This window comes from Paenibacillus sp. RUD330 (assembly GCF_002243345.2).
Lineage (GTDB): Bacteria > Bacillota > Bacilli > Paenibacillales > Paenibacillaceae > Paenibacillus_O.
This window is the reverse complement of sequence record NZ_CP022655.2, coordinates 2,681,747-2,707,413: the sequence shown is the minus strand read 5'-3', so window position 1 is coordinate 2,707,413 and position 25,667 is coordinate 2,681,747. Positions and strand designations below refer to the sequence as shown.

General features: G+C 57.3%; 23 protein-coding genes. 6 read left to right on the top strand and 17 right to left on the bottom strand.

The features are described 5' to 3' along the window. Positions 1-55 precede the first annotated feature (55 nt). The 4 genes from CIC07_RS12285 to CIC07_RS12270 all read left to right on the top strand — a co-directional run bounded on the left by CIC07_RS12285 (position 56) and on the right by CIC07_RS12270 (position 7,898). On the top strand, positions 56-598 hold the full coding sequence (locus tag CIC07_RS12285; RefSeq protein ID WP_076355920.1) for a GNAT family N-acetyltransferase: 543 nt from the start codon (positions 56-58) through the stop codon (positions 596-598). Positions 599-1,298: 700 nt separating this feature from the next. Continuing rightward, positions 1,299-6,458, top strand: a complete 5,160-nt coding sequence (locus CIC07_RS12280) for a DUF7507 domain-containing protein (RefSeq protein ID WP_076355921.1) — start codon at positions 1,299-1,301, stop codon at positions 6,456-6,458. Between the two features lie 132 nt (positions 6,459-6,590). After that, positions 6,591-7,037, top strand: coding sequence for a zinc-binding dehydrogenase (locus tag CIC07_RS12275; protein WP_076355923.1), 447 nt, complete (start codon positions 6,591-6,593; stop codon positions 7,035-7,037). A gap of 27 nt (positions 7,038-7,064) precedes the next feature. Next, positions 7,065-7,898, top strand: coding sequence for an alpha/beta hydrolase (locus CIC07_RS12270; protein WP_076355924.1), 834 nt, complete (start codon positions 7,065-7,067; stop codon positions 7,896-7,898). A gap of 82 nt (positions 7,899-7,980) precedes the next feature. Here CIC07_RS12270 and CIC07_RS12265 read toward each other — a convergent pair whose 3' ends face one another. The 5 genes from CIC07_RS12265 to CIC07_RS12245 are packed head-to-tail and all read right to left on the bottom strand — an operon-like array spanning position 7,981 to position 10,538. After that, positions 7,981-8,751, bottom strand: a complete 771-nt coding sequence (locus CIC07_RS12265; RefSeq protein WP_076355926.1) for an ABC transporter permease — start codon at positions 8,749-8,751, stop codon at positions 7,981-7,983. Then, entirely contained in the window at positions 8,751-9,509 is a 759-nt protein-coding gene (locus CIC07_RS12260) for an ABC transporter ATP-binding protein (RefSeq protein WP_076355927.1), read from the bottom strand. The genes CIC07_RS12265 and CIC07_RS12260 overlap by 1 nt, the downstream gene beginning before the upstream one ends. Beyond that, complete coding sequence (locus CIC07_RS12255; protein ID WP_076355929.1) at positions 9,493-9,873, bottom strand: DUF1048 domain-containing protein; 381 nt, start codon at positions 9,871-9,873, stop codon at positions 9,493-9,495. The genes CIC07_RS12260 and CIC07_RS12255 overlap by 17 nt, the downstream gene beginning before the upstream one ends. A 3-nt stretch (positions 9,874-9,876) precedes the next feature. Beyond that, positions 9,877-10,233: a DUF1048 domain-containing protein gene (locus CIC07_RS12250; RefSeq protein WP_076355931.1), complete on the bottom strand. Its 357-nt coding sequence runs from the start codon at positions 10,231-10,233 to the stop codon at positions 9,877-9,879. After that, positions 10,230-10,538 (bottom strand): PadR family transcriptional regulator, encoded by a 309-nt coding sequence (locus tag CIC07_RS12245; protein WP_277345212.1) that lies wholly within the window; start codon positions 10,536-10,538, stop codon positions 10,230-10,232. Before CIC07_RS12245 ends, CIC07_RS12250 begins: the two co-directional genes overlap by 4 nt. Before the next feature lie 280 nt (positions 10,539-10,818). On the opposite strand from CIC07_RS12245, the gene CIC07_RS12240 reads away from it, so the two are divergent. Beyond that, on the top strand, positions 10,819-12,168 hold the full coding sequence (locus CIC07_RS12240; RefSeq protein ID WP_076355935.1) for an FAD-binding oxidoreductase: 1,350 nt from the start codon (positions 10,819-10,821) through the stop codon (positions 12,166-12,168). Between the two features lie 198 nt (positions 12,169-12,366). On the opposite strand, the gene map is transcribed toward CIC07_RS12240, so the two are convergent. The 12 genes from map to CIC07_RS12180 form a co-directional block, all read right to left on the bottom strand. Next, positions 12,367-13,113 carry a type I methionyl aminopeptidase gene (map, locus tag CIC07_RS12235; RefSeq protein WP_076355937.1) on the bottom strand — a complete coding sequence of 249 codons (747 nt, stop codon included), beginning with the start codon at positions 13,111-13,113 and terminating at the stop codon, positions 12,367-12,369. After that, positions 13,110-13,913, bottom strand: a complete 804-nt coding sequence (locus CIC07_RS12230) for a TetR/AcrR family transcriptional regulator (protein WP_076355939.1) — start codon at positions 13,911-13,913, stop codon at positions 13,110-13,112. Before CIC07_RS12230 ends, map begins: the two co-directional genes overlap by 4 nt. A 301-nt stretch (positions 13,914-14,214) precedes the next feature. Beyond that, positions 14,215-15,423, bottom strand: coding sequence for a staphylopine family metallophore export MFS transporter CntE (gene cntE, locus CIC07_RS12225; RefSeq protein ID WP_076355941.1), 1,209 nt, complete (start codon positions 15,421-15,423; stop codon positions 14,215-14,217). After that, positions 15,420-16,220 carry an ABC transporter ATP-binding protein gene (locus CIC07_RS12220; RefSeq protein WP_076355943.1) on the bottom strand — a complete coding sequence of 267 codons (801 nt, stop codon included), beginning with the start codon at positions 16,218-16,220 and terminating at the stop codon, positions 15,420-15,422. Before CIC07_RS12220 ends, cntE begins: the two co-directional genes overlap by 4 nt. Beyond that, a complete protein-coding gene (locus CIC07_RS12215) occupies positions 16,207-17,028 on the bottom strand; it encodes an ATP-binding cassette domain-containing protein (protein ID WP_076355945.1) in 822 nt (273 codons plus the stop codon). Before CIC07_RS12215 ends, CIC07_RS12220 begins: the two co-directional genes overlap by 14 nt. Before the next feature lies 1 nt (position 17,029). After that, positions 17,030-17,914, bottom strand: coding sequence for a nickel/cobalt ABC transporter permease (gene opp1C / locus CIC07_RS12210; RefSeq protein ID WP_076355947.1), 885 nt, complete (start codon positions 17,912-17,914; stop codon positions 17,030-17,032). After that, the gene (opp1B, locus tag CIC07_RS12205; RefSeq protein ID WP_076355949.1) at positions 17,911-18,846 is read right to left on the bottom strand and encodes a nickel/cobalt ABC transporter permease; all 936 of its coding nucleotides are present in this window, start codon (positions 18,844-18,846) and stop codon (positions 17,911-17,913) included. Before opp1B ends, opp1C begins: the two co-directional genes overlap by 4 nt. Positions 18,847-18,861: 15 nt before the next feature. Further along, positions 18,862-20,490 (bottom strand): staphylopine-dependent metal ABC transporter substrate-binding lipoprotein, encoded by a 1,629-nt coding sequence (gene cntA / locus CIC07_RS12200; protein ID WP_076355951.1) that lies wholly within the window; start codon positions 20,488-20,490, stop codon positions 18,862-18,864. Continuing rightward, positions 20,487-21,863, bottom strand: a complete 1,377-nt coding sequence (locus CIC07_RS12195; RefSeq protein ID WP_076355953.1) for an opine metallophore biosynthesis dehydrogenase — start codon at positions 21,861-21,863, stop codon at positions 20,487-20,489. Before CIC07_RS12195 ends, cntA begins: the two co-directional genes overlap by 4 nt. Beyond that, complete coding sequence (locus tag CIC07_RS12190) at positions 21,860-22,684, bottom strand: SAM-dependent methyltransferase (protein ID WP_076357006.1); 825 nt, start codon at positions 22,682-22,684, stop codon at positions 21,860-21,862. Before CIC07_RS12190 ends, CIC07_RS12195 begins: the two co-directional genes overlap by 4 nt. Positions 22,685-22,712: 28 nt before the next feature. Beyond that, positions 22,713-23,546, bottom strand: a complete 834-nt coding sequence (locus CIC07_RS12185; RefSeq protein ID WP_076355955.1) for a histidine racemase CntK family protein — start codon at positions 23,544-23,546, stop codon at positions 22,713-22,715. A gap of 205 nt (positions 23,547-23,751) precedes the next feature. Next, entirely contained in the window at positions 23,752-24,480 is a 729-nt protein-coding gene (locus tag CIC07_RS12180) for an HXXEE domain-containing protein (protein WP_076355957.1), read from the bottom strand. Positions 24,481-24,652: 172 nt separating this feature from the next. On the opposite strand from CIC07_RS12180, the gene CIC07_RS12175 reads away from it, so the two are divergent. After that, positions 24,653-25,597, top strand: a complete 945-nt coding sequence (locus CIC07_RS12175; RefSeq protein ID WP_076355959.1) for an NADP-dependent oxidoreductase — start codon at positions 24,653-24,655, stop codon at positions 25,595-25,597. Positions 25,598-25,667 lie beyond the last annotated feature (70 nt).

Below are 25,667 nucleotides of genomic sequence, written 5' to 3'. Positions count from 1 at the left end.
GAATTCATCCCGTGATATAATGAACCATATATTTTCATGAATAGGGATGGTGCAGATGTCGGAGCAGCAAGTATACGTCCGGTTTCCCGAGGAAGCCGACGCTTACGATTTGTCTGAGCTTTACAAGCGCAATCGGGAGTTCTTTGAGAGATTCTCTCCAAGCAACAAGGATGAGTACTATACGGAAGAGCATCAGCTCCAAGCGATCAGAAAGAGCAAGATGGATATGGCGGAGGATCGCAAATACGAATTTGTCATCTGCCGCAAAGAGGACGACAGGATCATCGGCAGTGCGGGGCTTGCCTTTGTGGCGCGGGGATCGCTGCAGAGCTGCATGATCGGATATAGCCTGGATCAGGCTTATAACGGCAAAGGCTATATGACAGAGGCGGTCTCGCAGGTAGTTCGTTATGCCTTTGAAGAGCTGAAGTTCCACCGCATCGTAGGGGAAGTCTCGCCCCGGAATCCCGGATCGATTCGCGTGCTTGAGAAAGCCGGCTTCCACAAAGAAGGCGTTTCCCGCAGCAACCTGAAAATCAACGGGGTGTGGGAGGATCATCAGGTTCTGGCTCTTATCAATCCTTCCGGTGATGTCTAGGATTTGGATTTATCCCTTTTTAAGGGCATAGCTGATGGCAGTGCAATTGGCGACGCTTTCAAATGAAAATTCCGAACTCAAGGGATCAAGATCGAAAGGTTATAGAACCGCGCCAAGCGCGGTTATTTTTTTATTTCTTGTGGGACTGGCTTTCCAATCAACTTGCGCGCAGGATTTGAAGAGTTCTTTGAATAGCCTTGGGCCACGATGTGGGAAGCGATAAAGGCAGTGCGAGAACCATTTGAATAATTGGGGAACAAAGCTCAGGGCACCAATTGAAGCATTGGAAATATGGGAAGTTCAGTCTCATTCGTTATAGATGTTCACAAAACTCGTATTTTGTACGTATGTATAAAAAGAGTTAAATCCTTTATACAGCCGTCTTTCTATTTATAATTCTCTGTCTCTAATGACAGACTGCAGACTCCTCCTCGATCCTGACACAAATTCAATTAAAAACAGCCTCCAATCCTATAAAATAGTCAATTCCTCGAAGCCCATAACCGTCTGACGAATTGGGGGCTGTTTTGTGTCTTACTCGACGCCCATAACCGTCTGACGTTCTGCTGGTTTACAAGTAGTTCCACCGACCTTAACTTATCCCATTATAATCATTTTCCCTCTGTAATAAGGACTAGAATCAACGAGTATGCATGTTATATGATCGCGTTTTGACGGACAAATCGGGAGGCATACAAGGATGGCAGCAACCATTACCGGCGTTGTCTTTAATGATTTAAATCACAATGGTCTATTTGATCCGGGCGAGCCTGGAATACCTAACGTATTTGTCGTTTTATTCAACAGTACCGGTGGAACCTGCGCTTCTGTTCTAACCAATGCAAGCGGAGTTTACAGTTTAACGGTTGCCGCGGCGGGCGCCTATACGGTTTACGAACCGGTGGCGAACCCCGGAGCTGCCTGTCCGCCCGTTACGTTCACCCAACCCGCTGGCTTTACGATGTCAAACGGACCGAGAAAAATTACGCTGACCGTCACGGCAGCCCAGATCAGCGGGAATGCCGTTATTGCCAGCCAAAACTTCAGCCACGATACGGTCAACAATCCGTTAAGCTGCACTACGAATCTGATTCAATTTTCCGGGAGGCCCTCCGTCTGGTTCAACATCAATGTCGTAACAGGCGAAACGGCGGTCCAAGGTACCGTCATTCCTCCAGTGGATATCAACGCTATCGGATACAACACGCTGGATAACTATATCTATGGGTACGATCAGCTCAATAATGCTATTGTCCGAGTGGACAATAGCGGAAATGTAAGTGCACTGTCTCCCCTGCCTACAGGCTTTCCGGCAGATGCCTATACGACGGGAACCTTTGATTTGAGCGGATTTTTATACCTTTTCGTCAATAATGAAACCAGATTCTATGTCATCGATTTGCGGCCCAATTCCTCCACGTACATGAAACTGGTCAATCCGGCCAACGGATTTCAGGAACAGACCAGCAACTTCGGAGTCGCACTGAGCCGAGCGCTGAATGTCAGCGACTGGGTCTTCAGGTCCCAAGACAGCAATCTATATGGCATAACGCCGCAAGGCACAGTGCAGAGAATTGTTCCGACAACAGGGAATGTCGTCAATGTGACGACCACCCCTTCCAATACCGGTCCATTCGGTGCCATAGCCTTGGATGCCACCGGAACCATTTACGCAATATCCAATAGCAATGGAATCATATTTAGATATACGATTGTCGGAAATACCGCAACAGCTGCAGCCTTTTCAAGCACCACCACGACCTCATTCAATGATGCCACTATTTGTCCCAACACCACGGTAGCCATTGATTTTGGAGACGCTCCGGACACCTCCGCAGGAAATGGCCCTAATGACTATTCTACGTTGCTGGCCAATAACGGCCCTCGTCATCAGCTGGTGAACGTACTTTTCCTCGGAACGCAAGCAACGGCGGAGACCGATGCCTATCAGAACCCTACCGCTACCGGTGATGATATTTCCAAGGGCATTCAGGATGACGGAGTCGTAGTCCCTCTTCCTCCTCTCGCCATCAATGCGTCCACTTATGAGCTTAATGTGACAGTCACCAATCTTACAGGCCGCAGCGCGAATTTATACGGCTGGGTCGATTTTAATGGAGATGGCATCTTTCAGGGCAATGAAGCGGCTCCTGTCGCAGTTGTTCCTTCTCAAGGCGGAACGCAGGCGGCAACGCTCCAGTTCACCGTTCCTGCAGGCACAGCCTTGACTCCAGGTCAAACATTCGTCAGGCTCAGGTTGACGACAGATACCCTGATCGATCAGAATTCCACTTCGTTAGCCGGCTCAGTTTCTGTTGTTCCGGCATCATCGTTAGAGGATACAAGAAGTCTAGGGCCTGCTTCTGACGGAGAGGTGGAAGATTATTTTCTCCAAATCGCTTTGCCGGCCATCCTTGCCTTTTCCAAAACCGCATCCCAAAGCAGTGTTGAGCCCGGCGATACGATCCCGTACATTTTCATTGTATCCAACCCGGGAAATACGACGCTGACGAACGTCGTCATTCAAGATTCGCTGCTCGGCTTGATCGATATCATATCCAGCCTGGATCCAGGCACCCAGTTCACGATTACGGCAATCTATACTGTTCCCGCCGATACTCCGGCAGGCACGATAATCACCAACGTCGCAACCGCCGCCTCCGATCAGACCCCGCCCGTGTCGGATTCGGAGCAGGTTGCCGTACTGCCGCGTTTCAGTCTCGCTATTTCCAAAACGCCTGACCGAATTTCCGTTGCGCCTGGCGAAACTGTAAACTATGCCATTACCGTAACGAACACATCCAATGCCCCTATTACCGACGTAATCGTTAAAGATGACCTGGTCGGTTTTACCCAAGCCATCCCGGTTCTGAATCCGGGAGAATCGCAGACTTTCACAGCCTCCTTCACTGTACCTCCCGGAACGCTTGCCGGTACAGTGTTCACGAACCAAACCGTTGCCACTTCCAATGAAACGGGGCCAGCCTCGGACACTGCGTCCATCATCGTTACTCCGATACCGCAAATCGTCATCTTCAAAAGCGTCAGCCCGCAAATCGCTGCTCCGGGCGAGACCGTCATTTATACGATAACAGCTACCAACGCAGGCAATGAACCGCTTACCAACGTTCACATCACAGATCCGATCGTCGGAGTGGATGAAACGTTCGCGGCCCTGAATCCAGGAGACTCCGTCATCATCTCCACACCGTTCGAAGTGCCGATAACGGCCATGCAAGGGGATTCCTTGGTCAATGTCGCGACCGTCACATCGACTCAGAGCGGTCCCAGCGAAGCGAATGCTGTCGTCACCGTCATCAGCAATCCAAGTATTTCGTTGTCCAAATCGGTTTCGCCTGCTCAAGGGATTGTCGGCAGTACCGTCATCTATACGTTCATTGTCACCAACACAGGAAACACGCCTTTAACCGCTGTTCAGCTTGCCGATCCTCGAATCGGCTTGAACCAATCGATCGGTGCATTGGCTGTCGGCGAATCGAGGACCGTGGAATTCCCCTTCGTCATTCCAAGCTCGGCTGAAAATCCGATCCCAAACACAGCCACAGTTACTGGAACGAGCGGTTCTCAAACGGTTCAGGACGATGACTCCGCCGCGCTGATTGTGCTCCTGCCTTCATTTACAGTAACAAAAACGGTCGATCAAGCACTCGTGAATCCGGGAGATACGGTTCTGTTTACCATTCGTGTAAGCAACACCGGCAGCATCCCGCTGACCGATCTTGCGATCGTAGATCCCCTGTTGTCTCTCAATACGATCATTCCTTTGCTTGACCCCGGCGCGACCGTGATCGAGACCGTTCCTTTCGTCGTTCCCTTAAATGCAGCAGCAGGCTCTGCCATTGCCAATGTCGTCACGGCAACGCCAGCCGAGACCGGGCCGCAGCAAGGTGCAACGACGATTATCGTCAACGAAGTTCCGGCGATAACGCTGGCCAAAACGGCGAATGCCGCCAACGCTCTTCCAGGAGAGACGATCACCTATACCCTTACGGTCAGCAATACCGGCAACGTGGATCTGACGAACGTTACTGTAACCGATCCGCTTCTGGGCTTCAGCACGGTCATTCCATCGCTTGCGGTGTCGCAGTCGCTAACCTTTGCGCCGCCATTCACCGTGCCGTTGGGAACTCCAGTCGGAACCCTCATCACGAACGTCAGTACGGCTGTGTCGGATCAGACCGAACCGGCAGATGCAGCGGCAAGCGTTCTAATCGATCCTTTGACGCCTGCGTTAACCGTCGTGAAAACGCCAAGCAGCCTGACCGCTGCTCCAGGCGATACGATTACTTATTCCATCGCCGTCACCAATACCGGGGCTGTTCCTCTCACCAACGTTTTCTTGAGTGATCCTTCCCTCGGTATCAGCCAAGACATCGGTACGCTTGATATCGGCCAAAGCCAGTTCGTAACGATTTTATTCACGATACCGCCAGGAACGCTGAACGGTTCCGTCATCGTCAACACTGCAGTCGTGACAACCGATCAGACGAATCCTTCGGAAGGTTCCTCCACGGTCGTAGTCGATCCAAGTCCCGGTTTGCAGATCGCCAAAATCCTCGACCCGGTTCATGCGGTTCCAGGACAGACAGTGACCGCAACCATCACGGTCCAAAATACGGGCAACATCGATTTGACTGACGTTCTCATAACCGATGCGACATTGGACTACAGTTCGGTCATTCCCTTCCTCTCTGCGGGAGCGATCGTATCCGCCGTCATTCCATTTACGGTGCCTGCCGTTGCCGCCGGTACCGTACTGACCAATACAGCTGCCGCATCCTCCGATGAGACGGGCGAGACAACATCGACCGCGGCAATCACCGTCCTCCCCGGCTCGCCAGAGCTGACGATGGTCAAAAGTGTAGACCGTACCGAAGCGCTGCCCGGCGATGTCGTTACGTTTACCTTTGAAATCCGAAATTCATCGAACTCGCCGCTTACGAATTTGCATTTTGTGGATGATTTGCTCGGTATCGACAAGACGGTAGAATTTGTCCCGACCGGTTTCTTTATTAGGCTGTCCCGCACCTTCACCATTCCTGCCGACGCACGCGGAGGAACGACAATCCTCAATACGGCCGTGTTGAACACCGCGCAGACCGAGCCGATTACCGCCACGGCCGAAGTAGCCATACCTGCGGATCCAAAGCTTTCAATCAGCAAAACGGTATTTCCTGCCACTGCTTTTCCCGGCGAAATCGTGTTTTTCAATCTCATAGGCGTCAATACCGGAAACATAAGGCTGACGAACATTCAGTACAGCGATCCATTTCTCGGATTCAATGGAACCGTTGCATCCCAGGACGTCGGTGCTGTTCAGTTTCTGATCGTCCCTTATACGGTCCCATTGACCGCGATGCCGGGAGATCTGATTCACAATACGGTTACCGTAAGCTCTTCTCAAATCGGCCAGCAAAGCGCTGCGGCGACGGTACGGGTAGTCGAACCTCCGCTTGTTATTACGAAGAGCGCAGACGCTCAAGTATTCGTGGGTGACATCGTACGGTTTTCATTGACGGTAACCAATCGAAGCCAGGTCATTGCGACAAATGTCGTACTGACCGACGTCCTGCAAAAGGGGACTGTATTCGTTGCGAACAGCGTGAAGGTCGACAATAAGGCTGATCCAGGAGCCGATCCCAATACGGGCTTGAACATCGGTTCCATCGCTCCGGGACAGTCGGTGGTCGTCTCGTTCTCGGCGACACAAGCAATAGAGCTGTCTTCGCGTCAGATCCGCAATCAGGCTTCGGCTACCTTCCGGCTTCAGGGCATCGGTCCGCTCTTTACCGTCCGTTCGAACATCATCACCATTCTTGTCGAGGAGCATGAAGAGTAACGCGAAGGACACTTGATCTCAAAAACAGCCGACCCGTTGGGTCGGCTGCCTTCTATTTCGTTGCCTCGACCTGAGCTGAGGCTACGCGCCTATATGTTTGGATGAAGTCTCGCGCCAATAGGAGCTGATATCGTGATCAATTATGAAGAACAGCATGTTGGCGACTTGCCGGATAAGGTCGATGTCGTTCTGGACACGATTGGCGGAGACGTATTGGCCAGGAGTTATGAGGTATTGAAACCTGAAGGAAGATTGGTAACGATCACCGGCCAGCCCGATCTGGAGCTGGCGCGCGGAAAGGGAATCACGGCATATAGGGTCAGAATGGAGACCAATACCGAACAATTGGCCGCCATAGCGGACTTGGTGTCGATCGGAAGCGTAAAAGTGGTTGTTATCGCCTATGATTCTGACCAACCCGGCGTCCTTATAAGGACGCCGGGTCTCCATACCTCCGAATACCTTCCACTCGAACCACCCGCCCTCCCTGCTCCCGATCACAATGCTCAAAGAATGGATCTGCTGCGACCTCTAGTAAAACGTCCATTGCATTCATTGGACCCGCTCGTTAAGATTTAGGGAATACATAGACTGGGAGGCTCTTTCATGAAGATCAACTCTGTGCCTTGGCGAGAAGTTTTGACCGACGAGGCCGCCCACACCATCACGGGCAATGTGAACCTATACGAATCCTTTCCGATTCCACAGCTGCGGACGGAGCGTAGAATTTGGATCTATTTGCCGAGGAGCTACAACGAAAGCAACCGCTGCTACCCGGTCTATTACATGCAGGATGGCCAGAACATGTTTGATCAAGCGACGTCTTGGGGACGCGAATGGGGCGTCGACGAGACATTGGAACAGATGGCGCAGGAGGATCCGGCGCTGGAGGCGATCGTGGTCGCTATCGATCATGGGGGTGCTGAGCGCAACCATGAATATAACTTTACAACCAATGAGGAGTACAAGTTCGGAGGCAAAGGCGAGGCGTATGCGGATTTCCTGGCGAAAACACTCAAACCCTATATCGACAGCCGCTACCGGACGCTCCCTGAAGCGGAGCATACGATCATTGCCGGAAGCTCGTTTGGCGCATACATCTCGTTGTATACGGCTATTCGCTATCCGGATCAGTTTGGCTGTGTGGGCGGGGTTTCCTTTGTCATGTGGCATGACAGCGGCGCCATCATCCAATGGATTCAAGAATCGGATCTCTCCCCTGCGCTTCGCGTCTATCTAAGCATTGGAGAGCTGGAAACCGACAATTCCGACTTCAATCGGGCTGCCCGCGAGCATGTCGAGTTGACCCGCCAGACCTTAATGACATCAGGGATTCCGGAACAGCAGATTCGATTCGACTATATTCCTGGCGGAACCCATCACGAATCCACGTGGAGCGTGCTGTTTCCTGAAATGCATCGATGGCTGCTGCAGCCATAGGGCGGATAGAAGCAAGGGAACCCGACTTCTTGGATCCATCCTTGACCTGCCTGGGAACGGGTTTCCATCGTCCGGCAAAGCATCAAGCCGCATTCCGTCTGTAAGCTCGCACCGCAAATAGATAAGCGACGACCATGATTCCTACGCACCACGCTAAAGCGACCCAAATCTCATTGCCCACCGGTTGATTGGACAAAAGCGCACGGATGGTCTCAACGATAGACGTCACCGGCTGGTTTTCGGCAAAGGCGCGTACGGCCGCAGGCATCGACTCGGTAGGGACAAAAGCGGAACTGATGAAAGGCAGGAAGATCAACGGATAGGAAAAGGCGCTTGCGCCTTCCATCGTCTTGGCGGACAGTCCGGCAATGGCAGCGATCCAGGTCAAAGCCAGCGTAAACAGCACGAGGATGCCGGCAACCGCAAGCCAGGACAGCATCCCCGCCGACGAGCGGAAGCCCATCGGAAGCGCAACGAGAATGATGACGACAACGGTCATGACGTTGGATACCACCGAGGTCAGCACATGCCCCCACAGCAATGCGGAACGTTGTATCGGCATCGAGCGGAACCGCTCGATGATGCCCCGCTGCTTATCCATGAACAGGCGGTAAGCCACATAGGCCACCCCGCTGGCGATAGCCATAAGCAATATGCCGGGCAGCAGGTAATTCACATAGCTGTCCGTACCGGTCTCGATCGCGCCGCCGAACACATAGACGAAGAGCAGCATCATGGCTATCGGAGTGATGCAGACAGTGAAGATGGTGTCCAGGCTGCGGAAAATATGGCGCATGGAGCGTCCGATCATGACACTCATGTCGCTGAAGAAATACGTTTTTTTCGTCTCCATCAGATGGCCTCCTTCTTGCCGATGATGGCGAGGAATAGTTCCTCCAGGGTCGGCTGTTTTTCCACGTACTGCACCTGCGTTTTCGGGAACAGCTGCTTCAGTTCCGCGAGCGTGCCGCTGGCAATGATCCTGCCCTCGTGCAAAATGGCCATTCGGTCGGCAAGCTGCTCGGCTTCCTCTAAATGCTGCGTGGTCAGGAATACCGTCGTGCCTCCATCTGCAAGCTCCTTTACAATCCTCCAAACCTCGATGCGCGCCTCGGGGTCAAGCCCGGTTGTCGGCTCGTCGAGGAATAAGATCTGCGGTTTGCCCACAAGGCTCAATGCGATGTCCATCCTGCGGCGCATGCCGCCCGAATAAGTCGACGGCTTGCGGTCCGCCGCGTCCATCAAGCCGAAACGGTTCAGCAAATCGTCCGCAACTTGACGGGGACGATCCAGATGGCGCAGCTTGGCGATCATGATCACATTTTCCCGACCGGTCAACATCTCGTCTACGGCGGCAAATTGCCCGGTGAGGCTGATGGCATGCCGAACCTGATGCGGCTTTGACGCGACGTCGAATCCGTTTACGGTGACGGTGCCTCCGTCCTGCTTTTGCAGCGTAGCAAGGATTTTGACCATGGTCGTCTTGCCTGCGCCGTTGGAGCCGAGCAAGGCGAATATCTCCCCGCGCTTCACTTCCAGATCGACGCCCTTCAGGACTTCCGTGTTCTTGAAGGACATGCGCAGACCGTTCACTTCAATGGCTTTTTCCATCCCGATCCCCCCGTTTATTATGTTTTTCGGCCATTTTCTTCATCGCCTTGCTGACTTCTTGAGCGACAGATTCTTGATAGAGATCCGAGTACGTTTTTGAATCCTTGATCAGTTCGTCGCAGAATGCCGCTACATCACGCCCTGTCACCTCGAGCACGCCTTTCCCCAAGGCCGCCCCCTCTTCAAACAGATCGACGATCCCCGAGAGCAGACCCGTTCCCTCGGCCAGCTCGATCGGGCCGACCTTGAAGTAATAGCTCTGGATCTCTTTGTACACAATCTGATAATCCTGCGGGAGGGCTTTGACTCGCGCCATATGCGCACGCCACTCTTTTTTGCCTTTGATGATGTCTTGTATCCTCATGACTCATCCCCCTAATTTGCCTAATTTTTTAGCGACAGCAGCATTGAGCTGCTCACGCCACTTGTCGTGATGGGACTTCGCTCCTTCTTCGCCGGCCAGCGCCGAGCAGAAGCCTTTGATATCGCCGCCCAAAACCTCCTGGACACTCTGTCCGTTTCCCGCCGTTTCTTCGAGCAAGCCAAGCACGCCGTCAAAAATGGGCATGAGGTTGCGTCCGGTGAAGTCGGAGTTCGGCCAAAGATAAGCTTGGATTTGTTCCCATGCCGCTTGATAATCGGGCGGCAGCTTTTCAACCCGTGCTTCAAAGGCCTTCATTTCTTTCGTCATGTCGCTGCCCGTGATTTTTTCCCAAAAATTCATGGTTTGTTCTCCTTCAGCTCATTGATTTTCGAGGATACGAATTCCCATTTTTCCCAGAACTTCCGCAGCTCCTCGCGCCCGGCGTCGTTGATCGCGAAAAACTTCCGTGGCGGTCCCATGTCCGAGGGCTTCTTGGTGATTTCCACCAGCTTATTCTTCTCAAGCCGGATCAGGATCGTATACACCGTCCCTTCCACAACATCCGCAAAGCCGAGAGCATTCAGCCGCCGTGTAATTTCGTACCCGTAGGTTTCCTGGCGGCTTATGATTTCAAGAACACAGCCCTCAAGCGCTCCTTTGAGCATTTCCGTCAAATTTTCCAGCACAATCACCCTTTGCTATTCAGTACGACTGGTATCAAGTGTCACTTACTACCTCTACAAAGTAACACGCAGTAGTGTGGATGTCAACGGCATTTGCGAAAATATTCCATCCGTCTCGGCTATGCTGTCCAACCTCTCCGACATTTTAATCTGGCTATCGTTTCTCCCCCCGCCAGCAGCCCACTACCCAGACGAGATGTCCTTCATACGATAGTAAAGGTTCAATCAATGCCATCATAGGAGCAAAGGGAGCTGGGCATTAGTGAGATCCAAAACGAAACTTACCGGACTTGTGATTTTCAAGGGCGATCCCGGGTACGAGGTCGCGCGCAAAAATTGGGATCCCCATACAGACCGATTTCCTAAAGTGTTTGTTTTTGCGAAAAGAACGCAGGATGTGGCCAACGCCATCAAGTGGGCCAACGAAAACAAGGTTCCCATCCGTCCGAGAGGCGGCAGGCATTCCTTGGAGGTCAATCTCTCGCAGGTCAACGGCGGCATGGTCATCGATGTAAGCAAAATGAAAAAAATTTCGCTCCATCGAAAAAAGAGCAGCGTGATAGTGGGATCGGGAAATACCGTGGGGAGAATCGCTAAAACGCTTGCTCCGCTAGGCTATATCGCTCCATTCGGAGACAGCCCGACGGTCGGGATCGGCGGAATCACGCTCGGCGGAGGAATAGGACCTTTGCAGCGGACTGTCGGCCTCGTCAGCGACAATCTGATCGCGCTTGAAATGGTTGACGCCAAGGGCAGGGTCATCCGCGCCAACAAAAAGCGCAACGCCGATCTCCTGTGGGCTTCCAAAGGCGGCGGCGGCGGAAATTTCGGCGTGTACACCCGGTACAAATTCAAAGTCCACTCCGCGCCGGAGAAGGCTACAGTATATCGCATCACCTGGCCGTGGGAGCAATTCCCGGAAGTGCTCAAAGCCTGGCAGAAATGGGCGCCATGCGTCGATGACAGACTGGGCAGCGAGCTGTCGATCGGTCCGAAAAAAGGCGGCAACGTCACCATGAACGGACTTTTCCTCGGCTCGAAAACAGAAGCGCTCCGCCTGTTGAAGCCCATGACGAGCGTCGGCACGACAACGAGCAAGATCATCCGTTTATTGCCGTATCCGAAGGTCGTGGACTTCCTCCTGCCTCCGGATCCTGTCCTAACGCAAAGGGAAAGCAATCAGTTCTCCAGCGGCTTCGGCCGGCATCCTTTCCCGGATAAAGCGATCAGATCCATGCGGAAGTTTTTGGAGCAGGTAGAGGGGCAATTCGCAGGGTTTTTCTTTCTCAACTGGGGTGGTGCCGTAAGCCGCGTAGCTCCTAGAGCTACCGCGTTCTACTGGCGGAAAGCGAAGTTTTATGTCGAGTGGAACAGCTCCTGGGTCAAAAAATCCGATGCGGCCAAAAATATTGCTCTGGCCCGCGGATTGCGCAAGAAGCTGCAGCCTTATATCGTAGGCTCCTACATCAACGTGCCGGATCAGGGAATCAAAAATTCCGGGCCGGTATACTATGGGGCCAACTATCCCCGGCTGAAGAGAGTGAAAGCGAAATACGATCCAGGCAATGTGTTCAATAATCCCCAAAGCATTCCGCCGGCAGGCAGATCTTAAGCCTTACGAAAAGTCCGCCGGCCGACAGAAAGCAATGAACATCCTTATCCCTGCGCCCCATCTATAAATTCAAGATGGGTTTTTTTCCGTTTGTTCTTCATCCTGCAAGAGTTATACACGAGATAATCGTCGGCAAAAGCCCAACAGGCCGGGTTGGCGGCTCGCTTGCGAAAGGACCGCTTTCCCATCCGTCCAGCTTTACTGGGCCGTTAAAATCAGCGGTCCGTCCGATGTGATGGCGATCGTATGCTCATATTGCGCCGACAGCCTGCCGTCGGCCGTCCTCGCCGTCCACTGGTCGTCGTCGATGGAGATACGGAAGGTCCCTTCGTTGACCATCGGCTCAATCGTAAACACCATGCCTTCCTTCAACCGAATGCCTTTGCCGGCTGCGCCGATATGCTCGTAATTCGGCTCCTCGTGCAGGCTGCGCCCGATTCCGTGCGCCAGCAGATCGCGAACGAGCGAATACCCGTTCGATTCCGCATGCTGCTGGATGGCCGACGTGATGTCGCCGAGCCGGCCCCCGGGGAGAGCCCGGGCGATTCCCAGATCCAGGCATTCCTTAGCCACCTGCATGATCTTTTGCGCCTCCGGCCGGATATTGCCTACCGCATAACACCAGCATGAATCGCCGAACCATCCGCCGTATTCCACGACGATGTCGAGCTTCAGCAAATCCCCGTCCTTAAGCGCCCGCTTCGAAGGTATTCCGTGGGCTACGACATCGTTGAGCGAAGTGCAGGTTTCGGCGGGGAAACCGTTATATCCTTTCGTGAACTGCTTGCCGCCCAGCTTGGTCATATGCCGGGCGACAAAGGCATTGATTTCCATTGTGGTGATCCCGGGCTCGATTAATTTGGCCACCTCTCGGTGGCAGTCCGCAACGATTTGGCTCGCCGTCTTCATTTCTTCGATTTCCCTGGGCGATTTTATGACGATCATCCGGTTTCATTCCCTCCCCATCCATTCTGTACATTTAAAAAGCGGACGATATCTCCGGCCTCTTCGCCGAGCTTGCCCCGGCGAAGCGATAGCGAGGCGCAGCCGACCAACGCGGCCAGCAGCATCTCCGCGCGCTGCAGCCGGTACGGCGGCTCCGCAATTCCGCCGGAAGTGGAGGCCCCGTCCGCCTCGCGCCCGCTCTCCAGCAGCGCGGCGAGCGGTACGAGCACATCGCGGCGGAAGGCGGCCGATAGCGCGGCCGAACGCGCATCAGGCAGCGCGGCAAATTCCTCGCCGGCGTGTTTATACAGCAGGTACAAGGCATGGTCCTCCGCCCAAAGCCGCAGCAGCCGTACACCTGCGGCGGCGATGGGGCCGAGCTCCTCGGGAGCGGCTCCCTCGCGGCTTCTGCTTCGAGAGCCTGTTGCAGCATAGCTGCCGGTGTCGGCCTCAGCCAGGCTCAGATGCCTTCCCCCCGGCGCCTCCCCCGAAGCCGGAGTGCGCGCTTCCAACGGAACCTTCAGCATGGCTTCCAGACGATTGTCCTCTGGAGCCTCCACGGAGCCGCCGAGCCATCCCGACGCGCGTTCCAACGCGTCCCAGAGCAGATCATGGAGCAGATCGCCCTTGTTGGTGTAATAATGGTATACGGTTCCATAGCCGAGTCCCGCCTGCTGAGCCACTTCGCGGATTTCCAGCAAAGGCCCTTTAGTCAGAAACACATCGGCAGCGGCCTTCCGAATTTGCGCCAGACGCCGCAGCCGGATTTCTTCGTTCTGTTCCTTCGTACGTGGAGTCATCTCGCCCGTTCACCTCTTTTAATTTTGACCTTCTGTCATGTCAATATAAAACATCGGCTTGGAAAAAACAAGAGAAAGCCCTCATGGACTTGAGGGAATGCTCCCGCTGGACAAAGACGAAGCTCTCATTCGGGTTTCCATTGCCAGCACCCCTCTATCGACTTAAATATGAAAAGAGCCCTCTGCTTAGTTTAACTAAGCCGGAGAGCTCTTTCATTTGTTGCCTTTTCCCCCTTATTAGTACCTTGCCGTTTGGAAAGAGCCTCCCTTGAGGGTGGGCGGCATAAGCTGCGGCCATTGGTCATACCGGGAGCGAATTCGCCCTGCGGCTTCTCGCCTCGCGCGCCGAAACGAGCAGCAGCGAGGCGCCGATGGCGGCGCAGAACATATACATGGCTGAATAAGAGGTCAGATCCGCGACGGGACCCATGGCGATCGCGCCTAGAGAGACGCCGAGATCGGCCATGGCGATGAACAGACCCATGAGGATGTTGCGGCTCTCCTTCGGCAGGACGAAGCTCAAATACGTCGTGAGCGTCGGATATACCATCGCCTGAGCGATGCCCATCAGGAACGCGCCCGCGTAGAACAGCGCCCCTCCACCGTGAGCGGCCAGGCCGACACAAAGTGCGGCCGCCGCCAGGCAGAGCAGGATCAGGCGCATGAAAGCTGGATGCCACTGTCCATCGGACGGAATCCGCTTGCGCAGCCAGAAGCGGGCCGCGACCACCGTGCCGGCCTGCAGCATGAGGTACACGGCGGCGCTGGCGCCGCTAACCTGCGCCGCATACAGCGGGATGAAGGTCGTCGCCGCGCCGAATATGACCGACGCCCCAAGCATGAGCAGGCTGCACCGAAGCAGCTGGGGATGTCGAACCAGCTCCCCGAACCATTGCAGAACACCGCCTCCAAGGGGCTTTCCCTCCTTCCATCCCGCCGCCGCTTCCGCTGCGGCCGAGTTTCCGACGCGGGCGCTGAAGCCGACCGCTCCCGTGATTACGCCGAGACCGATCAGCACAGCGGCGAGCAGACCCGGATCATCCGCCTCCCACAAGCCGATCGCCAGCAGCGGACCGACGATGCCGGGCATCGTGGCGCAGAGCGAGTACATGGAAATGCCTTGAGACCGCTCCTCGTCAGGCAGCGCGTCGATGAGCCCGAGCTGGAGCGCCATCGAAAAGAATGCCGTGCAGACGCCTTGGAGAACGCGTGCAGCGAAATAGCCCTCCAGGCCCGTGAATGCGTACAGGGCGAGCGCGATCGCATTGAGCGCCAGAACGGACCGAAGCACGGCGATCGGCCCTTGCTTGCGGATGATGTGCCCGGCCCATGGACGAAGCAGCATCGTCGTGAACAGATAGGCTCCCATGACGATGCCGATCACCGCATTGCTGGCGCCAAGCGAGCCTCCCTTCAGCGGAATGATGACATTCAGAATCGCATTGGCGCAAAAGTAAAGCACCGTCAGCAGGTAAAGCCGCATGAACGGCCAGGACAATGCTCCCTTCATTCCTGTTCCTCCTCTGCCATTGCCGCATGCTGTCGCGGAACTGGCGCATGGCCGATTCGGAATTTATCGAGCAGCTCACGCGCGCAAGGCGTCCTCAGCTCGCCGAGCCGCTGTGTCTCGATCGTCTCGATGATGCGGCCTTCATGCAGCACGGCGATTCGGTCGCACAGAAAAGCCGCCGCCTCCAGGTCATGCGTGATGAACAGATAGCCGGTGCCATAGATTCCGCGAGCCTTCCGCAGCACCTCAAGCACCTGCACCTGCACCGGAGCATCGAGCGAGCTGACCGCTTCGTCGAGCACAATCCAGCGCGCCTCGGTCAGCAGCGCCCGCGCGAGGCAGACCCGCTGCGCCTGACCGCCGGACAGCTCATGGGGATAGCGCTCCAGATAGGAGGCTTCCAACCCGACTTGCTCCAGCGCGGTTTCCAGCTTTCGGGTCCTTTCCGCCTTGGACTTGCCTGAGCTCCGAGTTCCCAATGCCTCCAGCAGCGCCTGGCGGACCGTGAAGAACGGGTGGATCGACGAGCGGCAGTCTTGAAACACCGCGCTCACCGCTCCTCGGCGCGATCGGCGTCCCAGCTCCTCGCCGTCGATCCGGATCGAGCCCGCGTCCGGCCGCTCCAATCCGAGGATGATGCGGCCGAGCGTCGACTTGCCGCTGCCGCTCGCCCCGATGATGCCGACGCATTCACCCGATCGGCACTCCAGCGACATCTCCTTCAGCACCGGCTGTCTGCCTGAGCCTCGCCATCCGCCAGTGGAATAAGACTTGGAGATCTTCTCAACGCTCAACATGTCTCAGCCCTCCCAGCGCTTGCGCGAAACGGCTGCTCAAGGCATGCTTCGACTCCACGAGATAGCGGGTATAGGCATGTCTCGGCGAAGTCAGCAATTCTGCGGCTGTCCCCCGCTCCACCGCCATGCCGCCGCGCAGGACAAGCACCTCGTCGGCGATCCGCTCCACAGCGGACAAATCATGCGAGACCAGGATCATCGAGCACCCGGTCTGCCTCCGCAGCGAGATCAACTGGCCGATCGCTTCCTGCCGGGAGGCCGCATCCAGCGCAGTCGTCGGCTCGTCGGCGATGACCAGCTCCGGCTGGAGCACGAGCGACAGCGCGATCATGAGCCGCTGCAGCATGCCTCCGGAGAGCTCATGCGGATAGCGTTCCAGCACGGCTGTCGGGCTTCGCAGCAGCAGCAGCTCCATCGCCTCCGCCAACCGCTCTCTGCTCTGTCCGCGGCTCCACCCGAAATGCGTCTTCAGCACCGCATGGAGCTGCCTGCCCAGCTTCAGGCCAGGATCGAAAGCACGCATCCCGTTCTGCAGAATCATGCCGATCTGCGCGCCCCGCAGCCGGCGCATCTGGTCGTCGGCCAGCTCCGTCAGCTCCGTGCCCTTGAACCGGATGCTGCCGCTCTGCTCCAGCGCCGGACCGTTCAGCCTCATGATCGCCTTGCAGACGATCGACTTGCCGCTGCCGCTTTCCCCGACGATCGCCAGGCAGCTTTTTTCCTTCACGCGGAAGGACAGCTCCGGCAAGAGCGCCTCACCCGATCCGGCATGCGAGATACGGAGCCGGCTCACCTCCAGCACATCCACTTCATACGACCTCCTTTCCGATCAAGGCGGCTTCGGCCCTTGCCGGCTGATGGCGCTTGGACGATCCCGCTTGCGGATCGACAGCCTGCTGCATCGCATCGGACAGGAAGTTGACCGCCGATACGGTGAGGACAATCATCAGCCCCGGCGCCAGCATGAGCTCCGGCCGCGAAAACATCGACTGCCTCGCTTCGCTCAGCATCATTCCCCACTCCGCTTGAGGAGCTTGGATGCCGAGGCCCAGGAAGGACAAGCCCGACACCTGCAGCAGCGTCGAGCCGAAGGAGCTGCTCGCGACGACGGCCAGCTCGGGCAGACAGACCGGGAGGATATGGCGGAACAGAATCGCGGCCGGTGCGGTGCCGAGCGTCCGTGCGAACCGCACATAGTCGGCATCGGCGATCTGGCGGACGGAGGCGCGTACGATCCGCGCGAACCAGGCCCATTTCATCAGGATGAACGCCAGCAGGATGTTCTGCAGCCCGACGCCGAGCACGCCGATCACCGCGAGCGTCATGACATAACCGGGAAACGAGAGCATCACATCGCATAACCGCATGAGCAGCGCGTCCGTCCGGCCTCCGGCGTAGCCGGCAGCCATGCCGACGGCCGCACCGATCAGGACGGAGGCGAGCACGGCGGCCAGCACGAGCAGCACGCTCGGGCGGATGCCGTAAAGGAGTCTGGACAGCACGCAGCGGCCGAGCTGATCGTTGCCAAGCGGATAATGGAGCGACCACGGGCCATAACGCAGCGCCATGTTCACCTCATCCGGCGGATGGGGCGCGAGCCACGGAGCCAGCATGCCGGCAGCGGCGATCGCCGCCAGCACCGCGAGCGAGAGCAGCGCCAGCCGGTCCGACAAGAGCCGAGAGATTCGTTTCATTCGAGATCCTTTCTCAATCGGGGATTCAGAAGCCCGCTTATGACTTCCGATACGGCGTTGAACGCGACAAACGATGATGCCAGCAGCAGCACGAACGCCTGGATGACCGGGTAATCGCGGCCGAGGATCGCCTTGACGCTCAGCGTGCCGAGTCCCGGCCAGGCGAACACGTTCTCCACGACGACGGTGCTGCCGAGCAGGATCGGCACCGCCATGCCGAACATCGGCAAGGCGACCTGAAGCGAATTGGCAAGCACCCGCCGTGCGACCGCCCGCTCCGGCAAGCCGCCGGCGCGTCCGTACAGGACGTAATCCTCGTTGCGCCCGGCGATCATCGAGCTGCGTATGACGCGGAAGTAGACCCCCGCATAACCGATGGCCAGCACCGCGACAGGCAGCACGAAGCTGGCAGCGGAGTCCATGCCGCTGGTCGGCAGCAGGTCGAGCTTCACCGAGAACAGCCAGACGAGCCAGGCGGCCAGCCAGTAAGGCGGCATCGCCGTCAGCAGGAAAGCCGCGCCGCGGGCTGCCCTGTCCGGCCAGGAGCCCTCGCGCAAGGCGCAATAGACTCCGAGGGCGATGGACAGCAGGATGATCGCGGCCGCCGAGACCGCCGTCAGCTGCAGCGTATGCAGGAAAGCGGGACCAAGCAGGCTCCAGACCGGCTTGCCGGTCACATAAGAGAGGCCGAAGTCCAGCTGCAGGCTGGAGGCCAGCCAGGAGCCGTATTGACGCAGAAGCGGCCGGTCCAGCCCGAGCTCCGCTTTTTTCTGGGCAATGAGCTCCGCCGTCACTTGCGGCACGCCCTGCGCATGCAGGACCGCCTGTGCCGGATCGGCCGGGGCCAGCTGTTGAAGCAGGAACGCCAGGAACGAGATGACAAGAAGCAGCGGGACGGCCGTCAGCAGCCTGCGTGCCGCATAACGCAACATTCGAGCCTCCTCCTTTTACTTGAAGTGCATGAGCTCGAACGGGAGCTCGAATTGCGTCTGCTTGAACGCAACGCCCTCGAGGTCGATCGGAGCTACCACCGCCATGCTGCCATGCGTTATCGGAATGAATACGGCCTCGTCATGCACCGTAGTCAGAATCTCCTTGTACAAAGCCTTGCGCTTCTCCTCATCCCTGGAGCCGGTCACCTCTCCGATCTTGGCGTAAAGCTCCTTCACCCCTTCGATGCCGCCGGTCGTATGGGCGTAAGAGGACTCCGCCGTAAACGCGGAAACGGTGCTCTGCGGATCGTAGGCGAGGCCCCATGTCTGGTTGAACAGCAGGTCGTAATCGCCAGAGGCGCGGCGTGCCGCGACGGAGGAGGACTGCTCGCCGATCAGCTCCAGCTTCATGCCGATCGTTTTGGCGGCGCTCTGGATCAGCTCCGCTTCCGTTTTCTGCGAGGAGGAGGCTGCATCGTAATAGAGCTTGAGCGCCAGCTGCCTCCCCTTCTTCAAGCGCGTCTCGCCGCCGTTCTCCAGCTTCCAGCCGGCGTTCTCCAGCAGCTCGGCCGCATGCTTCAGATCGTAGCCGCGCTTGGCCAGCGGGATGTCGGCATATTCCACATTGCCCGAGAACAGGCTGTATGCCGGCGCTTCGGCACCATGGAGAATCTGACCTGCGATCGTCTCGCGGTCGACGGCATGCCATAAGGCCTCGCGCACCGCTTTTTCATGCACCGGACTCGTTACGCTGCTGCTGTTGGCGGCAATCAGCTTTGTGTTCATCGGCTTGCTGCGAAGCAGCTGATAGCGTCCGCTGTCCACAAGGCTCTGCATTGCCTCGATGTCGACGCCGTCCGCGCCGCGGTCGTCGGTGAAGATGAAGTTCACTTCCCCTTTTTGCAGCGCCAGCAGCGTCGTTTCGCCCGATGGCAGCACCTTTGCGGTAATCCGCTTGACCTTGGGCGCGCCGCCCCAGTAGGACTCGTTGGCCTCGAATACGGCAGCCTGCTCCGCTTTATGGTCGACAAGGCGGTACGGGCCGGTGCCGTCGTAGCCGGCGACGCCGTCCTTGGTCTGCCCGTTGATGAAGTCGTTCGGCGAGAGGAACACATACGGACGGGTCATCGACAGCTCGAGCAGCGTCGGGTAGTAGGGCTCGGATAGCAGGAGCTGAACGGTATATTCATCCGTTGCGCGGACTTCCTTGATCTTGGTCGACAGCTTGATCCAGGCGTGGCGCTCAGCATTCGCCTGCACGGCGTCGATGTTCAATTTCACCGCTTCCGCGTTGAACGGGGCACCGTCATGGAACTTCACGCCTTGCCGCAGGTGGAACGTGTAGCTCATGCCGTCCTCGGAGATGTCCCAGGATTCCGCGAGCAGCGGCTTGATGCCGACTTCGGTCTTTTCGACGAGAGATTCATAGACCATCCCCTGCGCAGGCATCGAGCCCGTGTACAGATGAGGGTTCATGTCATTGATGTCCTTGGAAGAAGCATAGATGATCTCATGTGCTTGCTCTTGCTTCGCCGCATCAGCGGCGGCAGGCTCATTCACGCTGCCTGAGCTGCCGGAGCAGCCGGAGGCGAGAAGCAGGAGCAGGATGAGGATGGCGGATAGGGCATTTCTCGGGTTATTCAACGGATTTCTTCCTCCTGGATAGGCGACGGAGCGCCTGAGTTGGGTTCTAAGGATGGGCTTGCCGGGCACGGCAGGCCGCGGGCGATCAGCTCCAGCTCGGCTTCATGTCCGCCCGGATAAAACGCATCCGAAAGCTCTTGGTAAGCAAGCGACTCCCGCGCCTTGGCGAGCCGCCCTTCGTAGAAGCCGAGCAGCCGGTCGATCGTCGGAGTCGGAACGCCGAGCCGCCGGGCGATGCCCTGCAGGATGGCCGTCCGGTAGTAATCCTCCTTGGGCATGCGAGGCACCTCCCATCGGCCTTCGTCGTTGATGGCCAGGCTGCGGATGGGAACCGCCGAAAAATCGAAATAGCGTCCTTGCCCATCCGGCTCGGAGAATGGATCGATCAGCAGCGAGGCGTAACGGATGTACAGCAAATACTGCTGATGCACGGCATCCAGCTCGGGAAAGCGCGCCAGCTCCTCGCTCGACAGGCTTTGCGGGCGTACCGGGTAACACTCCTCCGTCATGAACCGGAGCAGGTTGATCGGCCGCAGCCCTACCGCCTGAACGATGGCGCTGATCTCCAGCCAGCAGGAGCGCATGTCGCGGATCAGCGCCGGCGTGATCGGCCCTTCCGGATACAGCTTGTAGACATAGGTCTGAACACGTTCGGAGCCCAGGGAGAAGACAGCGTCAAGCGCGAATTCGTTCATGAACAGCGGCGGATGCACATACAGCGAGATGTTGCGGGTCTCGGCGGCAATAGGCGATTCCAGCGCCTCCATCGCGATGCCGGAACGGGCGCAGGCCTCCTGCAGTTCCTTCATGGCTTCCGAAGTGCGGCCGCGGGTGGAGCCGATGAATACTTTGCGCTTCACGCCTGTCGTCACGGCGCGGGAGCCGGGCCGGCCATCCGGCCAGCGGGTATCGCCCAGATAGGTCGAAAAGCTGATGACCTCGGGCCGGTCATCGGGCTGCAGCCCCTGCAGCAGCTGGCGAATGAGGCTGCCCGAGCCGAAGGTCGGCGAGACGAGCACGATGCAGCGGGCAGCCTGCAGCACAGACGGCGGCAGCTGCTCCAGCACCGGGGCATAGGCGTCCGCCGTCACGGCCAGCAGAAGCACAGGCCATTCTCCTTGGATTCGACCATAGCCCTCGCACCAGTCATCGAGCACGCAGCAACCCGACAGCTCCCGGTGTGCCGCGTTCTGGATATCCGCAACCACCGTCCCTCCTCCTTGTCGCAGAGCGTCGAAAAATCGTCTCGAGCGGGGCGAGCTCCTCCCTGCGATGCCGATTCTCCGGCTGGACCGCTGCTTGCGCAGCATCACCGCCAGCTGCACGGCCGCAGGTCCCGTACCGAGAATCAGCGCGTCCCCGAGCGCGCTCATCGCGCCCCTCCGATCAGGCGGTCCTGCTCTGCCGCCTTGCGGTACAGGGCGATGTCGAATATCTGCCCCGGCCTGAGCACGGTTTCCGCCAGCCGCCAGCCGCTGTCCTCCGTATGGCGGTCCGGATAATTGAACAGCGACTTCAAGCCGCCGCCATAACGCATCGCCACGACCGCATGTTCCCCGGCGAGCGGATGCAGCCGTTCGAGCAGCTCGTATTTGACAGGGATCGTCGAGCTGAAGATGATATGGGTCATCGCCTTCAGTCCTTCCAATTGTTCGATCCGGCTCGTCTCCAGCCGGATCGGAAGCTCCGGTCCGAGCCTGCCGGCGACCTTGCGGCCGAGCTCGACCGCCTCCGGGTCGATGTCGATGCCGACGACTTGCGCTCCTGTGCGGCGTGCGATCAGCAGCGGCGTCATCGGGAACGAGCCCGAGCCGATCATCAGCACCCGTGATTGCCGCGTCACCGCGAAGCTGCCGAACTCCTCCTCGATGCACGCCTCGATGTTGCGGAAATAGCCGGTCCGATTCTCCGCTCCATCCAGCAGCTTGAGCGCGCGGTACTTTTCCATCAGCGCCACGCATGCCGCCGAACGCTCCCGCAGCCGCTCCGCCAGCCGCTCCGTTTCCTCCGGCTCCCGGAGCGTCAATTCCTCCCACAATAACGCATTGCGCGGCTCCAGGATCAGAGCGGAGTAGCGGTCGATAAGCGCTTCAAGCTCGGATGAGCTGGCCGCCGTGCCGTCATAGGCATCTGCCAGCAAAGCGAAGGCGTCGGCGTATCCGGACAATGTCCGGTGAAAATCGGTCAATACGATCAAGTCGTCTTCTCTCCTTTCCTCTCCTTCAATCGCTGATGTAAGCCTTGCCGCGAGCGACGATGCCGACGAGCCCGCTTATGTACAGGTTCCTGATGCTGCTTCCTTCACCCTCGGCCTCGACCACGATCGTGCCCCCCGGCTGGCGCAGGGGAATCGTCATGCCGGCGCCTTCCCTCCAGCACAGATATGCACCGACGGAAGCCGTTCCGGAGCCGCACCCCCGCTCCCAGACGATGCTGCCGAGAGACGGCACATAGACCAAGGGCTGCATCTCGGACGTATCGGGCTTGTACAGCATGACGCCGATCAGCCGGTCGTCAAGCATCGCTCCTAGCAGCGTGGCCAGCTCGCATGCCTGGGTCCGGATCGAGTCGGAAAATGTCTTCACTTCGAGCACCAGATGCGTCGACTCGGCATAACGCACCAGCCCGACGCTCCAGGACTGTCCGCCCAGCGTGATCGTTCTGGCTTCTATCCGCCGGGGGAGCGGCATCTCCACCCGGCAGCGGAAGCGGTTCCCGGCACGGCTCGCCTCGCAGGAGATCGGCATCTCGACGCCGGACGCCTCCAGCTGCACATTCATCGTCCTTCCCTCGGACAGGCTTCTGTCCTGGGCGACCAACGCCGCCAGCGCCATGCAGGCATTGCCGCAGAATTCCCCGCCCGCCATGCTCAGCCGCGCTGCAGCATCGTTCAGACGCGGCGGCTCGACGAATCCGACCTGCTCGGCGGATATGTGGTCATATGCCATCATGCGGGACGCGATCGCCGCATGGTCCTCCTTCGGAATCGGCGTGATGACGAGGACGGTCATGTTCTGCGTTGGATTGAGCTTGACGAATTCGACTTCGAGGGTCATCGCCTTTCCTCCATTTACCGTAATTATTACTGTTTAAATAGTAATAATTACTAATAATAGCCATGTCAGCACGCTGCGTCAATACATTTCTGTAAGCCCATTCCAGAGAGGATGCCGGCCTATCGATTTGAAATTCCGTCCAAAAGCGGTGTACGGCCGACGAAAAAAGAACCCTGCACGGGTTCTTTCGCTTTGCACGCTCCATTTACGTTTTCATCGGCTTAATGAGCTTCCCATTTCTCCACTTTTCGGCCAGCCAGGAATTCAGCAGGAGCAGACCGCCATTGATTATTTGGATCCACACGACTGCGGCGCCGCCGATTACAGCTTGAGTGTACAGCATGGCGGATCCAAGCAAAATCAGATGCGCGATGACAGATACGGCAATGACGGCAAGCATAGCCGGGTAGCTCCGTTTGGCAGGACCGAAGCCGGCATGCGCGGCCCATCCGCAGAGCGGCAGGAATAGGATCAAGGAAGTTAGCAGGCCCGGCGTGTAGCCTTCACCCGTGAATACGGGAACCAGATGAGACAGAGCATTTACAATCATGATTCCGTACATCGACCAGCCGACCAAAGGATGACGGCGGCTCACCAGAGCGGCAATCGGCGCAGCGAACCATACGATGGAAAGATTGACCGCCGTAAAAAAACCGTTCGGCGGAAGCCCGCCTGGAGAAGCGGCCGTATGAAGCATCGTTGCCATCGTATTCGGAAATTCGTGAAGCCTTCCTCTCAAATCGATGCCGTACTCCTCCACGTTGTGAGCCAGATAGGCGGCCGCTGCCGCCCATGACAGCCAGACCGGATCGTACCATCTTGATTTGGCCTTGTCTCCGCGCAGTCCATCCGTCTTGAACAACAAATAAAGAAGGACAAGCGCCCCTGCCGCTCCCGCCCATGGCCATGCGATGTCATACCACTGCAATTTCATCGCTTCAACCCTCCTCGTCCATTGAAAAACGGGAAATCATACGCTCAACACACGGGATTATAGTGTTGATTGAATAGAAGCTGCCTCTATTTTAAGATAGAACCAGATTCATTGACGATCAACATGTTGTTCATTGAAATCAGCCTGAAAGGAAGCAGAGGTGCATTCAAGAATGAAAGCAGTCCGATATCATCAATATGGAGGACCAGACGTGCTCCAGTACGAGGAAGCTCCGATTCCGGAAGCAAGCACAGATGAAGTCTTGATCAAGGTGGCCGCGACAGCCTTCAATCCGGCGGATGCCATGATGAGAATGGGCGCATTGAAAGATTTCCTGCCGTTGGAGCTGCCATTCATCCCGAACGTGGATGTGTCCGGCATCGTTGAACGGGTGGGAGCTTCCGTTGCGGGCCTGAATGTAGGGGACAAAGTATTTGCCTTTTTGGATATGACCCGCAGCGGCGCGGCAGCCGAGTATGTAGTCAGCAAGGCCGCCGATGTCGCTCTGGCCCCGGCAACGATTGCCCTCCAGGACGCTGCGGCTATTCCGGGCGGAGCGATGACCGCTTGGCAAGGCCTCTTCGACCATGGGAATCTGCAGTCCGGCCAACGTGTCCTGATTACGGCCGCTGCCGGCGGCGTCGGCTCGTTTGCCGTGCAATTCGCGAAGTGGAAAGGCGCTTACGTCATCGGGACCGCTTCCGAGAGCAGCTTCTCTGCCCTTCGGCAATTGGGGATCGATGAGATCATCGACTACAAGACTGAAGCTGTAGAGGAAAAAATTACCGGTAAAGTCGACTTGATCTTCAACCTCGCCCCGATTCCTTCCGAGGAAGTCACAAAGCTGCTTCGCCTCCTCAAGGAGGGCGGCAAGCTGGTCACGGCATTGAATGCTGCCGATGAAGAAGCGGCGAAAGAGCTGGGCGTTCATGCGGAGAGGATGGCTGTGCAGCGCAATGCGGAGCAATTGTCCCAGATCGCTCGGCTTGTCGATGCCGGCAGCGTCATCCCGTTCATTACCGAGAGACATCCGCTCGGCAATCTCGCTTCCGTTCATGAAAAAACGGGACAAATGCGCGGGAAAGTCCTGCTTCTAGTAGAGGATGCCGAGTCCTGACAGCCTTAACCTGACGAAATAGAACGGCCCTGGGTCTTTCCGAAAGGATCGATCCAGGGCCTTTGCTCAT